The sequence below is a fragment of the Geomicrobium sp. JCM 19038 genome, assembly GCF_000698125.1.
GTDB lineage: Bacteria > Bacillota > Bacilli > Bacillales > Marinococcaceae > Geomicrobium_A.
Window position 1 is genome coordinate 22,902 of the sequence record NZ_BAXA01000002.1, and the last position, 13,187, is coordinate 36,088.

Annotated in this window: 11 protein-coding genes and 1 pseudogene; 6 read left to right on the forward strand and 6 right to left on the reverse strand. The window is 40.7% G+C overall.

The genetic code is table 11. The features are described from left to right. Positions 1-16: 16 nt before the first annotated feature. The 6 genes from gyrB to dnaA all read right to left on the reverse strand — a co-directional run bounded on the left by gyrB (position 17) and on the right by dnaA (position 6,585). Positions 17-1,924, reverse strand: coding sequence for a DNA topoisomerase (ATP-hydrolyzing) subunit B (gyrB, locus tag JCM19038_RS02915; protein WP_042414432.1), 1,908 nt, complete (start codon positions 1,922-1,924; stop codon positions 17-19). Between the two features lie 93 nt (positions 1,925-2,017). Then, the gene (gene remB / locus JCM19038_RS02920; protein WP_042414434.1) at positions 2,018-2,302 is read right to left on the reverse strand and encodes an extracellular matrix regulator RemB; all 285 of its coding nucleotides are present in this window, start codon (positions 2,300-2,302) and stop codon (positions 2,018-2,020) included. Between the two features lie 32 nt (positions 2,303-2,334). Then, positions 2,335-3,450 carry a DNA replication/repair protein RecF gene (recF, locus tag JCM19038_RS02925; protein ID WP_042414437.1) on the reverse strand — a complete coding sequence of 372 codons (1,116 nt, stop codon included), beginning with the start codon at positions 3,448-3,450 and terminating at the stop codon, positions 2,335-2,337. A gap of 15 nt (positions 3,451-3,465) precedes the next feature. Then, a complete protein-coding gene (yaaA, locus tag JCM19038_RS02930; protein ID WP_042358313.1) occupies positions 3,466-3,696 on the reverse strand; it encodes a S4 domain-containing protein YaaA in 231 nt (76 codons plus the stop codon). A gap of 160 nt (positions 3,697-3,856) precedes the next feature. After that, a complete protein-coding gene (dnaN, locus tag JCM19038_RS02935) occupies positions 3,857-4,996 on the reverse strand; it encodes a DNA polymerase III subunit beta (RefSeq protein WP_042414440.1) in 1,140 nt (379 codons plus the stop codon). A 221-nt stretch (positions 4,997-5,217) separates the two neighbouring features. Beyond that, entirely contained in the window at positions 5,218-6,585 is a 1,368-nt protein-coding gene (gene dnaA / locus JCM19038_RS02940; RefSeq protein WP_042414443.1) for a chromosomal replication initiator protein DnaA, read from the reverse strand. A 608-nt stretch (positions 6,586-7,193) separates the two neighbouring features. On the opposite strand from dnaA, the gene rpmH reads away from it, so the two are divergent. The 6 genes and pseudogenes from rpmH to mnmG all read left to right on the forward strand — a co-directional run bounded on the left by rpmH (position 7,194) and on the right by mnmG (position 13,146). Further along, complete coding sequence (gene rpmH / locus JCM19038_RS02945; protein WP_042358041.1) at positions 7,194-7,331, forward strand: 50S ribosomal protein L34; 138 nt, start codon at positions 7,194-7,196, stop codon at positions 7,329-7,331. A 98-nt stretch (positions 7,332-7,429) separates the two neighbouring features. After that, positions 7,430-7,774 carry a ribonuclease P protein component gene (rnpA, locus tag JCM19038_RS02950; protein WP_042415103.1) on the forward strand — a complete coding sequence of 115 codons (345 nt, stop codon included), beginning with the start codon at positions 7,430-7,432 and terminating at the stop codon, positions 7,772-7,774. 69 nt (positions 7,775-7,843) lie between these two features. After that, positions 7,844-8,614, forward strand: coding sequence for a YidC family membrane integrase SpoIIIJ (spoIIIJ, locus tag JCM19038_RS02955; protein WP_042414445.1), 771 nt, complete (start codon positions 7,844-7,846; stop codon positions 8,612-8,614). After that, the gene (gene jag / locus JCM19038_RS02960; protein ID WP_042358045.1) at positions 8,611-9,234 is read left to right on the forward strand and encodes an RNA-binding cell elongation regulator Jag/EloR; all 624 of its coding nucleotides are present in this window, start codon (positions 8,611-8,613) and stop codon (positions 9,232-9,234) included. The genes spoIIIJ and jag overlap by 4 nt, the downstream gene beginning before the upstream one ends. A 641-nt stretch (positions 9,235-9,875) precedes the next feature. Further along, positions 9,876-11,252, forward strand: coding sequence for a tRNA uridine-5-carboxymethylaminomethyl(34) synthesis GTPase MnmE (gene mnmE / locus JCM19038_RS02965; RefSeq protein WP_042414448.1), 1,377 nt, complete (start codon positions 9,876-9,878; stop codon positions 11,250-11,252). A 14-nt stretch (positions 11,253-11,266) separates the two neighbouring features. After that, positions 11,267-13,146: pseudogene (gene mnmG, locus JCM19038_RS02970) on the forward strand (tRNA uridine-5-carboxymethylaminomethyl(34) synthesis enzyme MnmG). Positions 13,147-13,187: the final 41 nt, after the last annotated feature.

Sequence of the window (13,187 nt, forward strand, 5' to 3'; positions counted from 1 at the left end):
AACGAACCAAACTGAATTACACGTCCAAGTTCTTTACATACTCCGCGTTCTCTTGGATAAATTCACGTCTTGGTTCTACACGATCTCCCATCAACGTCTCAAACACTTGGTCTGCAAGCATAGCGTCTTCCAATGTGACCTGTAATAGCGTCCGCTCATCAGGATCCATCGTTGTTTCCCAAAGTTGTTCAGCGTTCATTTCCCCAAGACCTTTGTAACGCTGCACATCTGGTTTTGGTGTTTCTGGCCATTCTTCTAAAGTCGCTTTTAATTGTTTATCAGAGTGCACATAGGCAATTTTTTTACCTTGCTTCACTTGGAACAATGGTGGCTGTGCAATGTACACATAGCCATGTTCGATCAGCGGCCTCATAAAGCGATAGAAAAACGTTAAAATCAATGTTCGGATGTGGGCACCATCGACGTCCGCATCTGTCATTAACATGATCTTATGGTAACGAGCCTTCTCAATGTTGAACTCATCAGCAATCCCTGTTCCTAATGCTGTAATGATCGTGCGAATTTCATTGTTCGCTAAAATCTTATCTAGTCTCGCTTTTTCAACGTTTAGGATTTTACCACGTAACGGCAAGATCGCTTGAAAGTGACGATCGCGTCCCATCTTCGCTGAACCACCAGCAGAGTCACCCTCGACGATGTAAAGCTCACTAATTGATGCATCCCTTGACGAGCAATCCGCCAATTTACCAGGGAGCGCCCCGACTTCTAATGCACTTTTACGGCGCGTTAGGTCTCGGGCTTTCTTCGCTGCTTCTCTTGCTCTTGAAGCTGTAATTCCCTTCTCAACAATCAGTCTTGCCGTGTCTGGATTTTCTGCCAAGAAACGTGCAAATAACAGACTAAACTGTTGATCAGTAGCCGTTCTAGCTTCACTGTTTCCAAGTTTTGTTTTCGTTTGACCTTCAAATTGAGGATCAGGAATCTTAACTGAGATAATAGCCGTTAAACCTTCGCGAACATCTTCACCGACAAGGTTAGGGTCGTTGTCTTTAAATAACTGGTGCTGACGCGCATAGTTATTTATTACACGTGTGAGTGCTGTTTTGAACCCCGACTCATGTGTTCCGCCTTCGTGCGTGTTGATGTTATTCGCAAACGAATAAATGCTACTCGTAAAGCTATCATTGTATTGAACCGCTACTTCAACGGTCATACCATCTTGTTCACTTTCAATAAAGATCGGCGGTTCATGTAACGCTTGTTTGGAACGGTTTATATATTCTACAAAAGAGCGAATACCACCCTCATAGAAATATTCATGTTTCTCTGGCTCATCTTCACGCATGTCTGTGAAAATAATACGTAAACCTTTGTTCAAAAAGGCGAGCTCGCGAATTCGCGTTTTTAAAGTCTCTGCATCATATTCTGTCGTTTCTGTGAAGATAAGTGGATCTGGCTTGAAATGAACACGTGTTCCTGTTAATTCCGTCTCACCAATCACTTCAATGTCATTTTGAATATTTCCTTGTTTAAATGACTGCATATGAACCTTGTTATCACGGTAAACATGAACTTCTAAGTGCTCGGATAAAGCGTTAACAACTGACGCACCTACCCCGTGCAAACCACCAGAAACCTTGTACCCTCCAGCACCAAATTTACCTCCAGCATGAAGAACCGTCATAATAACTTCAAGCGCAGGTCTTCCTGTCTTCTCTTGAATATCTACTGGAATACCACGGCCGTTATCGGTAACCGTAATGCTATTATCTTCTTCGAGTACAATGTTAATCTCATCTGCATAGCCAGCCATCGCCTCGTCGATACTGTTATCAACAATTTCCCATACGAGGTGGTGCAATCCCTTCGGTCCAGTTGAACCAATGTACATGCCTGGACGTTTACGGACTGGATCTAATCCTTCTAGTACTTGTATTTGACTTGCATCGTAAGAGTGTTCCATCGACAATCTGTTCACCTTCACTTCTGTCGGGTTTTTCTACCTAAACCGATCAACGTTCAATCAGTTTCTTAAATTTAAGCCTCGTTCAATAACCTAAGTGTTCGTTGAACCCTCACTTGGCTCATCGTCTTGTAAAGCTTCTAATTCTGTAAGGGAACGTCTCATCAGTGTCATGGAGGAGATCGGTGAATAATAGACTTTGTCATTCGTAACGACGATCGCTTTCGTTGCTTCGTCATTAATATGTGAGACGTACTCAGTAACAGCCTGAGCAAGAAACTCCTCGGTATATGTTGAAGATTCATTCCCGTCATAATTAAGAATTGCAATAACATCTTTGGAGCGTATGACGGTATCTCCGCCTAGATGAAGAAACAAACAATCACCTCCATTAAGTTCGAAAACTACCGTTATGGTTCTGTTCGCACTTTTCCACTGTTTACGTAGAATCGTTTTGCCTGATTTAGCGTCTCGTGTTCAATTCCGGAAACGTTTGTTGTCGTAACAAAGGTCTGAACTTTACCTTGAATCGCGTTTAATAAATGCGATTGGCGAAAATCGTCCAACTCTGACAATACATCATCAAGTAGTAAGATCGGTGGATCAGCCGTTGCCTCTGTAATTAAATCAATCTCTGCCAGTTTCAAAGATAAAGCAGCTGTTCGCTGCTGTCCTTGAGAACCATACACTTGAATTTCTCGTTCATTAACAAAAATAGCAAAGTCCTCACGATGGGGACCGACTAAACTAAGACCTCTGCGAATTTCTTGCTCTTCTTTTTTATGAAAAGCTTCTCTGTATCTTTCTTCTATTGTCGACAAATCTGAGGTTTGAGATACCTCAGCAGTAGAAACATAGTCGAGCCGTAGATCTTCAAGACCTCGACTAATCTGTTCATGTATAGGTGCTGCCCATGATTGTAGTTTATCTAAAAATACAAAACGTCTAGACACTACTTTTGCAGCTGCTGCAATCAATTGCTCTGTTAAAACTTCAAGCATTATTGGGTCTTTTTTTGACCAATAATCTTTCAGCAACTGATTTCGTTGTTTGAGTGTTTTATAGTATTGGGAAAGATCATGTAGGTAAACATTACTAATCTGCCCAATTTCCATGTCGATAAACCGTCTACGCTCTTTTGGACCGCCTTTTACGAGGTTTAAATCTTCTGGAGCAAATAAAACGACATTAAGAGCACCGATATATTGACTAATCCGTTCTTGCTCAAGGCCATTAAGCTTTGCTCGTTTACTGCCTTGCTTTGCAAATTGAACGTCTAACGTTAACGAACTTGTACGCTTTTCAATTTCTCCATGAATGCGTGCATGTTCTTCTCCCCATGCAATGAGTTCACGATCTTTGGATGTTCGATGAGACTTAGCAAAACCGAGCATATACAGCGATTCGATCAAGTTCGTTTTCCCTTGAGCATTCTCGCCGAGAAAAAGTATGACGCTGTTATCAAAAGTGAGCGTTAACGGTTCAAGATTTCGATACCCATTCAAAGAGAGCTTTTGAACGTGCAATCTTCATCGCCCCTTTTACTCGGTGTTATGGTCGTGTTCAATTTGAAACTGGCCAACTTCCTCTACTTCGATCACGTCGCCATCATAAAGCTTCTTTCCTCTTCGAGATTCCAGTTCTCCATTAACAAACACGTCGTATTCAGCTAGGATCATTTTCACCATGCCGCCCGTACTTGCAATAGTAGTCACCTTTAGCAATTGGCCCAATGTGATAAATTCTGTCGATATCTTCACGATTTCTTTCATAATATGAACACTCCCACATAACTTCCTCTCTACGAACATTTCATTCCTCTCTTTATTTTACTAGAAAAAAACGTCTAGCGCCAATCCGTTCAAGTACAACGAATAGTCTTATTAAAAAAAGAGAAGCTCTCAAGAACAAAATGTCCTTGTAGAGCTTTTCCTAGTTTGTTCGTACAGGAGAAAACAAGTGCGTCATTTGATCATGATCGGTTGGTCTGACAACAAATGGACTCATTGAACCTGTGAACATAATCGAGATTGTTTCGCTGTCGATGACTTTTAACGCATCGGAGATATTTTTTCCGTTAAAGGCAATTCGTAGTTCTTCGCCTTCAAAATGATTCGCATGTAATTGCTCTTGTACTTTTCCAGCCTCAGCGGACACGGACGTAATTTCAACTTGTCCACCTGTGGATGCTTTCATGTGAATGACGTTGTTTTTTGCTTCTCGTGACAGCAACATTGCACGATCGAGCGCTTGATTTAATTTTTTTGTGGATAACTCCATCGTTGTTTTACCATTCGTAGGAATCATGTTGTTTGTTAACGGGAACTTCCCATCAAGTAGTCTAGAGAAGAACAAAAGGTTTTCCATCTTAAATAAAACTTGAGTACTCGTTATGACGATTGTTACCGGTGTCTCGTCATCTTTAAGAATTCGACTTAGTTCTACAAGACTCTTACCTGGAATAATAATATTCGTAAATGAAAGTTCTTCATCCCCATCAAAGGTTGCACTTCTAAGCGCCAAACGATGACTGTCTGTTGCTGTTGCTGTTAGTTTTAAGTGCTCAACATCAAAGTTTACTCCTGTTAAAACAGGTCTCGTTTCTTGGTTTGATACAGCAAAAACCGTTTGACGGATCATATCTTTAAGTAAATGTTGTGGAAGAATTAACTGATCCTCTTCAGGAAGTTCAGGGAGCTTTGGATAATCATCTGGATCGTACCCATTTAAATTAAAAACGACTGTATCAGACTCAATTGTAGCTGCCATCTGTCCGTCACGTTGAATTGTTAAGGTTTCACCAGGCATTTTTTTGACGATATCTGTAAAATATCGTTCTTGAAGTACGAGTTGTCCTTCTTCGAAAACTGTCATAAATTCACGTTCTTCATTCCCAAGTGGAATAAACGTTTCAATCGAGATATCAGAATCACTACCTGTTAATGTAACGCCCTCTTGAGTAGCAACGATTTTAATCCCTGTCAAAATTGGAATTGTGGTCCTCGAAGAGACGGCTTTACTTACATATTGAACCGCAGTTACAAATTTATCTGTTTCAATTGAGATATGCATGAAGGGGTTCCTCCTGTGTAGAAGAAAAAAGCAGCATCGCTTACGCTGCTCCTTCCTTTTTATCATGAATTCTAATTTAGTAATTATAAATAAAAGTTCGTAGTAGTAGTATAGGGTGTGTATAATGTGGATAAATCAATAAAGCCTTTGGAGTTACTAGGTTTTGCACATGTGGATAAGCATGTGAATAAATGGGATGTTAAACACGCAGTTATACACAGCTATTGTTTTAATTTGTCGGTCAGTTCATTAATCTGAGCTTGTACTTGCGTATCATTCGCGAAGAGTTTTGATATTTTTTCATGAGCATGAATGACTGTTGTATGATCACGGCCCCCAAATTTCTCACCGATTTTAGGTAAAGATGAGTCGGTCATTTCTCGAGACAAATACATCGCGATTTGTCTAGCATGAGCAATCGATTTGGTTCGTTTCTTCGCTTTAAGCTCTTCAACTTTAAGTTGAAAATAAGCTGCGACATGAGATTGGATATCTTCAATGCCGATCATTCGAGGTTTTGCGCTTGGGATGATGTCTTTTAAAGCTTCCGCTGCTAAGTCTGCATTCATATCTTCATTAATGAGCGATGAATACGCGACTACCCGTATGAGGGCCCCTTCTAATTCCCGGATGTTCGTATCAATTTGATTCGCAATGTAAAGCATAACTTCATTAGGAATATCTAACATATCTGCTTTTGCTTTTTTACGAAGAATTGCGATTCGAGTTTCTAAATCTGGTGGAGTAATGTCCGTAATTAATCCCCATTCAAATCGTGATCGCAGACGGTCTTCAAGTGTTGGAATTTCTTTTGGAGGTCGATCACTTGAGATAACAATTTGCTTAGAATCCTCATGCAAAGCATTGAACGTATGGAAAAATTCTTCTTGAGTCTGTTCTTTTCCAGCTAAAAATTGAATATCATCGATCAGTAAGACATCGACATTTCGATATTTATTTCGAAAGTTGTCACCGCGATTGTCACGAATGGCATTAATGAACTCATTCGTAAATTTTTCAGATGACAAATAAACGACTCGTGCGCCTGGGTTGTGCTCAATAACGTAATGACCAATTGCATGCATTAAGTGGGTCTTTCCAAGACCTACTCCCCCGTAAATAAACAGAGGGTTATAAGCTTTTGCAGGTGCTTCTGCAACAGCTAACGATGCTGCATGAGCAAAACGGTTCCCTGAACCGATAACAAACGTATTAAATGTATATTTCTCATTTAAAGGCGCATCTTCTCGAACCATTTGTTTAGAATCATTTTGTTCAGTTTGTTTCACAGATGGTTGCTTTGTTTCTTGCTCTTTAGGTGTCGAATCTTCATAAACTTGTTCACTTGGAATCACAAATTTAACACTATACGAAGTCCCCGTAATTTCTTCAACCGTATTGGCAATAATGTCGGAATACCGATCTTCCAACCAATCTTTTGCAAACTCATTTGGAGCTGCAATTAAGAGTGTATCGTTTTCTAAACGCATTGGCTCTGTGGCTTTTAACCACGTCTCATAGCTTGGTTTACTTACACGTTCTTTAACCGTTTGTAACGTTTTTTCCCATAGGTCTGCCAGTTGCTCCAATGTTAACCGTCCCCTCCCTTACGTACGTTCACTGCGAACCCCACTATAATAAAAAAGCTTCCCACGACAAACAAAGTAGATGAGGCGAAGGAAGCATAAAAATAACGTCAATCATGTATCATTCATCCACAGGTCTAGATGAATGAAGATAACAGCTTTTACAACAATTATCAACACCCTTCACAAAGATGTGCATAAAGTTGTTCAAGGCTGTGGAATGTTATCCACACAGTTATACACAGGCTGTGGATGGAGCATATTTCGTTTCCGGACTTTTCAAGAAAACATGTTAATCATATCAAAAAAAAACAAGCGTAGCAACGGTGAGTAGAAAGGTTATCCACAAAAATAGAAATGAAGTGCACAAGCTGTTGTCCACAGAGTGGTATATGTGGAAAAGCTGTCAGTAACATTGTCGAAAAAACCAACGTGTTGTCGAAGTTATTTTTTAGGGCTGTGGATAACAGAAATCTGCAAACGAGCACAAAACGAATGCTTCGAGAATAAAAAAAGAAGGATTTTTGCGGAGCTTGACATATTCGTCTGTATGTCTGTATACTTTTTTAGAATGCCTGAATAAGGATTTGATTTTGAGGAGGTGGCTTACGATGTCAAAGAAAACATTTCAACCGAATAATCGTAAGCGGAAGAAAGTTCACGGTTTTCGTTCTCGCATGAGCACGAAAAACGGTCGTCTCGTTCTTAAGCGTAGACGTCAAAAGGGACGCAAAGTTCTTTCCGCATAAGGCCACTGGATTTCAGTGGTCTTTTTTCTCATTTGAAGAAAGGGCTTCTCAAATTACATAGATTAGGATCAAACTGATAAAGAGGTTTTGTGATCGTTATGAAAAAAGCTTATCGAATCAAAGACCGCGACGAGTTCGCGATGATCTTTAAACAAGGGAAAACATCAGCAAACCGTCAATTTGTCGTTTACGTATTAGACAAGCCAGAACAGGAACATTTCCGAGTTGGATTTACGGTTGGAAAAAAAGTAGGCAATGCGGTAACGAGGAATCGTCTAAAAAGACAGATGCGAGAACTGATCCGCTTGAATACAACAAAGATTTCCCAAGATAAAGATTATGTCATTATTGCTCGAAAAGCTTTGCTTGATTCAGACTTTATCAGCGCAGAAAAAAGTTTAATCCACGTGCTAAAAAGAGCAAATGTGTGGAGAAACAGTTAACACCATTGCAAGTACGAAGATTTATTTATATCTTAAGAGATAGAGTATTTAGCAAGGAGGATGTGCACGGTGCGAAAGAAATTGACGCTGGCAGCAATGTTGATTGCGGTTACAGCTCTAATGACGGGTTGTTTTAGCCTTGACCAGCCGATGGACGGAAATCCAGATGGAATTTGGGACACATTTTTCGTATTTCCCCTCTATTGGCTCATCATAAACATTGCAGGGGCGACTGGTGAGAATTACGGTTTAGCGATTATCGTCGTTACATTAATTTTACGCTTGTTAATCTTGCCACTCATGATTAAACAAACAAAAAGTACGAAGGCAATGCAGGAAATTCAACCTGAATTGCTGAAGCTAAGAGAGAAATACAGTGCGAAAGACCAAAAGACCCAACAAAAACTGCAACAAGAAACGATGAATTTGTTTACAGAGAACAGCATCAACCCGTTAGCAGGTTGTTTGCCTCTATTTATACAAATGCCGATTCTGATTGCTTTTTATCACGCGATCATGCGTACACATGAAATTCGTTTGCACGATTTTCTTTGGTTCCAACTCGGTGAGCCAGACTTTATTCTACCGATTATCGCTGCAATTACGACATTCTTACAACAGAAGATGATGATGGTTAATAACATGAACCCGCAAATGCAAATTTTGCTGTACATGATGCCAATCATGATCGGGGTCTTTGCCTTCTTCTTCCCGTCAGCTCTTGCATTGTACTGGGTAGTCGGTAACATCTTTATGATCGTTCAGACGTATTTCATTACAGGACCTTCAGCGCAAAGGAAAAAAGAAGAAAAGAAAGCGGGAGGAGCTAAAAAATCGTGAAAACCATTTCGGTGTCAGGGAAAACGATTGAAGAAGCGTTAGAAAATGGGCTTACACAATTAGACGTTAATCGTGAGCAAGTTAATTACGTGGAGATCCAGTCACCGACGAAAGGTTTTTTAGGTCTTTTTAGTAAGCCGGCAATACTAGAAATTACTGTAAAGCCGGATCCGTTTAAAGAAGCCAAAACGTTTTTAGAAGACGTTCTTAAATCGATGAATGTGACATTGACGGTAACTGTCGAGAAACACAAAAGCCAAGAAGCGACCTTTGACATTCAAGGAAAAGATGTTGGAGTTATTATTGGAAAACGTGGCCAAACACTGGAATCATTACAGTATTTGACGAACTTAGCGGCAAATCGACATTCATCGAAATACGTCAGAATAACACTTGATGCAGAGAACTATCGTGAACGTAGACAACAAACGTTAGAGAACTTAGCATTACGACTTGCCCACAAAGCGAAGAAAACAAAACGAAAAGTTGTTCTTGAGCCGATGCAAGCGAAAGAGCGTAAGCTTATTCACCAAACGCTCCAAAAAGACAGAGCGATTGAGACCACTTCAGACGGTAAAGAGCCTCATCGCCATGTTATTATTGCGCCTAAAGTTCGCTAGTTTAAAAGACCATACCAAACGGTGTGGTCTTTTTTTATGGTTATACAACGGACATGGATCGGTTTCGCCTTAGAATCTGGAATTGAGTAATCAAAACAGCAAATCAATGAATCATTTTAAACTTAACGATAAAAAGCTGCATTTTCCACGATTATTGGGCTTTATAGTGAATTTATAGCGTCTAAAGCTTCTGACATTTCGTCAATACTAAAGAAATCGGCAAACAATAATCAGCCTTTAGGAAAACGTTCATGAGGGCATAATCTATGGCAGTGAAACGAAGCGCAATAGCTGCTAGTAGACTACATTGCGACTGAGCATTAGAATTTGCTCACCAGTACACCACATATCGGGGTACTCTTTGACATGACTTGTACTTGAAAGTGGTGCAGTGACGGATCAAATCATACTGCCCTTCCAAATCCTTTGTTGACTGAGACATTTTGTGACATTCCTAAAGAAAGTCGTTGGTCTATTTCGACAAGAACCTTTATTTGGGGATAACTGTAACAAGCAGGAGGGATTCCCCACATGTGGATAACTCCGTATCGGAAAGTTGTCCACACAAGGATAGAGATTTACGCGCTCCTATGGTATCCTTAGGAGATGTGAATAACTATTTTTTCACGGAGGTGGAATGGATGGAATTTGATACAATTGCAGCAATATCAACGCCTCCTGGTGAAGGTGCAATTGCAATTATTCGAGTTAGTGGTGATCAAGCAGTAGAGATTGGCGATCGTTTGTATCGTGGGAAAAACAAGTTACAAGCAGTTGAATCTCATACAATTCATTATGGTCACCTTTACCAACCAGAACAAGACGTAAAAATCGAGGAAGTAATGGTGAGCGTTCTTCGTGCACCGCGAACTTTTACTCGTGAAGATATGATTGAAATTAACGTACACGGCGGAGTCGTATCCGCAGATCGTATATTACAGCTCGTTTTAAGCCAAGGAGCGAGATTAGCTGAGCCTGGTGAATTTACGAAGCGAGCGTTTTTAAATGGGCGCATCGATTTGTCACAAGCAGAAGGCGTTATGGACATGATTCGTGCTAAAACAGACCGAGCGATGAATGTCGCGATGAAACAAGTCGAAGGACGTTTAGCCGGTCAGATTAAACGCCTACGACAACAACTGTTAGAAGGAATTGCAAGTGTTGAAGTGAACATCGACTATCCAGAATATGACGCGGATGCAGTGACATTACAACATTTGCTTGAACAAATTCATGCTGTTGATCGTGAGATTGATGAGCTGTTGCAAACCGCAAAACAAGGGAGAATACTACGTGAAGGTCTCGCAACGGCAATTATTGGCCGTCCAAATGTCGGGAAGTCCTCCCTTTTAAATACTCTCGTCCAAGATGCAAGGGCAATTGTAACAGATATTCCAGGAACGACTCGGGATGTGCTTGAAGAGTATGTCAACGTAAACGGTGTGCCGTTACGTTTAATCGATACAGCAGGAATTAGAGAGACAGAAGATGTTGTTGAACGTATTGGTGTGGAACGTTCACGTCAGGCGTTGCAAGATGCAGAGTTAATTTTACTTGTGTTTAATGCAAATGAACCGCTAACGAAAGAAGATCAAGCATTAATTGAAGCGAGTCGTGGATTTGAGACGATTGTCGTTCTTAATAAAATGGATTTGGAACGCCGTCTTGACCGAGAGCAACTGACAGAATGGATTGGTGACGTACCCGTTATTACGACATCATTTCTTCAAGAAGAAGGAATTAATGAGCTAGAACAAGCGATCAGTCAACGCTTTTTCCATGAAGGTGTCGAGGCCGTTGAGATGAATTATGTTTCAAATACACGGCACATTGCTTTGTTAAATCAAGCAAAAGCATCCATTGCAGAAGCCAAATCAGCAGCTGAAGCAATGATGCCTGTAGACATGGTACAAATTGACGTAACAAGGGCTTGGGAACAGCTCGGTGAAATCGTAGGTGAGACAGCGCCAGATCAATTAATTGATCAGTTGTTTTCACAATTTTGTTTGGGGAAATAAGGAGGTAGAAATCAGTGGCTTTTGAACAACAATATGATGTTGTTGTCATTGGTGCAGGGCATGCCGGCGTTGAAGCTGGACTTGCAGCTGCTCGAATGGGTGCATCAACATTAATGTTAACGTTAAACTTAGATGCAGTCGCTTATATGCCATGTAACCCGTCAGTCGGAGGACCTGCTAAGGCATCGTCGTTCGCGAGATTGATGCTCTCGGTGGTGAAATGGCTAGAAATATTGATAAAACACACATTCAAATGAGAATGTTAAATACCGGTAAGGGTCCTGCCGTACGCGCTCTGCGTGCACAAGCAGATAAATTTGAGTATCAGCACGAAATGAAGAATACTCTTGAAAACACAGAGAATTTAACGCTCCGTCAAGGGCTTGTTGAGCGTCTTATTGTTGAAGATGGTGAATGTAAAGGGGTCGTCACGAACACAGGCGCCCATTACCTTGCGAAGTCGGTCATCGTAACGACAGGAACGTATTTACGAGGCAAAATCATTATCGGGGACCTTGCGTATGAAAGCGGACCGAATAATATGCAACCGTCGATTCAACTATCCTATCACTTGCAGGAACTAGGGTTTGATATGGTTCGATTTAAGACGGGGACGCCACCACGAATCAACGGTGATACGATTGATTACTCGATGACTGAGATTCAACCTGGAGATAATGTTCCACGGGCATTTTCGTATGAGACGACAAAGTATATTACCGATCAATTGCCTTGTTGGCTTACGTATACGAACTTAACGACGCACGGATTAATTAATGACAACCTGACTCGTTCACCGATGTACTCAGGAATGATTGAAGGGACAGGACCAAGATATTGTCCATCCATTGAAGATAAGATCGTTCGTTTCCATGATAAAGATAAGCATCAAATCTTTTTAGAGCCAGAAGGCAGGAATACGAATGAAGTCTATGTACAAGGGTTATCAACATCGTTACCTGAAGATGTGCAATATGACATGTTGAAGACGATTAAGGGACTTGAAAATGCGCGGTTAATGCGACCGGGATATGCAATTGAGTACGATGCAATTGTCCCAACACAATTGTGGCCAACACTTGAGACGAAAAAAATTAGTGGCCTGTTTACAGCGGGTCAAATTAACGGAACATCTGGCTATGAAGAAGCTGCAGGTCAAGGATTAATGGCAGGAATTAATGCAACAAGACGTGTGCAAGATAAAGAAGGAATTATTTTAGGTCGCTCAGATGCCTATATTGGCGTGTTAATTGATGATCTCGTTACAAAAGGAACGAATGAACCATACCGTTTGTTAACGTCAAGAGCAGAGTATCGTTTGTTGCTACGACATGATAATGCTGACTTACGATTAACAGATGTTGGCCATGAAATTGGATTAATCTCCGATGAGCGTTTTGAGCGTCTACAAAACAAAAAAGAACAGATTGCAAATGAACGCAAACGACTGTCAAAAACGATTATTAAGCCGAGTGAAAAAGTTGAAGTTGTTCTTCAAAATAAAGGTTCGACAACGATGAAAGAAGCATTATCTGCAGATCATCTGTTGAAGCGACCACAACTTGCTTATGAAGATATTGAAGCGATTCTCGGAGTTGATGAAATTCTTGATGCAGACGTGAAAGAACAAGTAGAAATTCAAACGAAGTATGAAGGCTATATTAAGAAGCAACTCGAACAAGTGGATCGTCTTAAAAAGATGGAACGTAAGCGAATCCCTGAGTGGATTGATTATGATGACATTCAAGGGATTGCAATGGAAGCTCGTCAAAAGCTTAAAGAAGTACGCCCATTATCAGTCGGTCAAGCGTCTCGTGTTTCAGGTGTAAACCCTGCTGATATTTCAATTTTACTCGTTTATTTAGAGCAAGGAAGGCAAAAGCGCACGTCGTAATTACGAGGCAGGCTGTATTGAACGGCCTGCCTGTTTTGCCT